Raw genomic sequence first — 1,310 nt, 5'->3', positions numbered from 1 at the left:
CACTACCGCTTCCGTGCCCTCGGCCAGACCTCGCACACCGGCCGCACCCGCACCGCGCCCGCCCACGGCGCGCTCCCCGCCTCCGGCCGCTGGCGCATCGGGGTGGTCTCCTGCTCCAACTGGGAGGCGGGGTACTTCTCCGGCTACCGCCACCTCGAGGCGCGCGGGGATCTCGATGCGATCGTCGAACTGGGCGACTACATCTACGAGTACGGCCGTGGTGAGTACACCGGCAAGTTCGGCGCGGTCCGGCCCCACGATCCCCCGCACGACATCGTGACGCTGGCCGACTACCGGATCCGCCTGGCCCAGTACCGCACCGACCCGGATCTGCAGTCCCTGCACGCGCACGTGCCGTGGATCGTCACGTGGGACGACCACGAGCTCGCGAACGACAACTGGTCCGACGGCGCCGAGAACCACCACCCGCACCAGGGGCCGTTCTCCGACCGCAAGGCCGCCAGCTCCCAGGCCTACTTCGAGTGGATGCCCGTGCGCCCCGAGTCCCTCCGCGACGGCGGTCACCTCTACCGGCGGTTGCGCTGGGGTTCGCTCGCCGAGATCAGCATGCTCGACCTGCGCTCCTACCGCACGGAGGGACCGGACCGCTTCGACGGTCACGCGATCGATGTCACCGGCACCATGACCGGCGCCGCCCAGTTCGACTGGCTGGCCCGCGGGCTGAGTTCGTCGACCGCCCGGTGGAACGTCATCGGCAACTCGGTGATGATCACGCCCGTGCTCCTGCCCCCGCTCGAGCCACAGACCACGGCCGCGCTCACCGAGCTGCTGGGCGTCCCGCGCGAGGGCATCACCTACAACCCCGACCAGTGGGACGGCTACGCGGGCGAGCGCCGCCGGTTGATGGAGGTGATCCGCGCCGCCGGCACCCGCAACACCGTCTTCCTCACCGGCGACATCCACACCTCGTGGGCCAACGAGGTGCCGTTCGAGCCGGCGAACTACCCGGGCGCGGGCGTCGGCGCGATCGAGTTCGTCACCCCGTCGATCACCAGCAACAACATCGACGACATGGTGAACCTCCCCGAGGGCAACCCGTTGTCGCAGACCGCGCAGGGGGCCCTCACTCAGGTCAACCGACACGTGCGTTGGGTGGACCTGGACCGCCACGGCTTCACGGTGGTCGAGTTCACGACCGACTTCGCCCACGCCGACTACTGGGCGCTGGTCGCGCGCGAGGACCCCGCCAGCGGCGCCTACCCCATCGCCAGCTGGCGGGTCCGGCACGGCACCGATCAGCTGGAGCCGGCCGGCCTGCTGCCCTGATCCGGCTCGCCAGGAACCGCGCG

At 70.8% G+C, this 1,310-nt stretch carries 1 protein-coding gene; it reads left to right on the top strand.

Features of this window, described 5'->3' with window-relative positions:
* Positions 1 to 1,287 (top strand): alkaline phosphatase D family protein (locus G6020_RS10400; protein WP_182610572.1); only part of this gene is annotated, 1,287 nt, incomplete at its 5' end.
* Positions 1,288 to 1,310: the final 23 nt, after the last annotated feature.

Source organism: Dietzia sp. B19, from assembly GCF_014145155.1.
Lineage (GTDB): Bacteria > Actinomycetota > Actinomycetes > Mycobacteriales > Mycobacteriaceae > Dietzia > Dietzia natronolimnaea.
The sequence above is the reverse complement of the archived record's forward strand: the minus strand, read 5'-3'. Positions and strand labels throughout refer to the sequence as shown.